Here is a 594-nt window from a genome sequence, read left to right as displayed (position 1 = left end):
ACGCACAGGACTTTTGGCGGGCGACTGGCCAATGGCTGGACAACGTCGGTGCGCACCACTTTGGGCGCAATCAGTTCCGACAGGGCTTTCTGCAGTTTGCGGGTGCAGGCGGGCTTGGCCTGCAACTGGTTATAGACATCCGGCACCGACAACTGGAACAGCGCCTGCTCGGTGGTCGGGCACAACACCAGCACCTTGCAACCCAGGTTCTCCAGATCCCATATGTGCTGGCGCAGCCGCTCCGGCGGGATTTCATGGGCCGTGACGCCCAGCACCGCCAGATCGATGGCGGTCGATGTCTGGTGGGCGGCGGTCACCCCGTTGAGCAGGTTTTCCAGGTTATTGAAGATCAGCGTTTCAAGCCCGCAGTCTTCCAGTTGGTGTTCCAGAGCCTGACGGGCCAGTTCATGGTGTTCAAGCACGGCGGCGCGAACGCCTTCCAGCGGCTTGTACAGCAGCTCTTCGACTTCTTCCCGGGCCTTTGGCAGCGTCAGCGTGATCCAGAACTCCGAACCGATGCCCGGCGTGCTGTCCACGCCAATCTCGCCGCCCATCTGCTCGATCAGACGTTTGGAAATCACCAGCCCGAGGCCT

The 594-nt window shown here is 61.6% G+C and carries 1 protein-coding gene; it reads right to left on the bottom strand.

Going from position 1 to position 594, the window contains the following annotated elements:
• Positions 1-594: ATP-binding protein (locus NRB16_RS28980; protein WP_257107579.1), on the bottom strand; the 594-nt coding region annotated here is incomplete at both ends.

Source organism: Pseudomonas sp. LJDD11 (assembly GCF_024584215.1).
Lineage (GTDB): Bacteria > Pseudomonadota > Gammaproteobacteria > Pseudomonadales > Pseudomonadaceae > Aquipseudomonas.
This window is presented reverse-complemented; position numbering and strand designations above follow the sequence as displayed.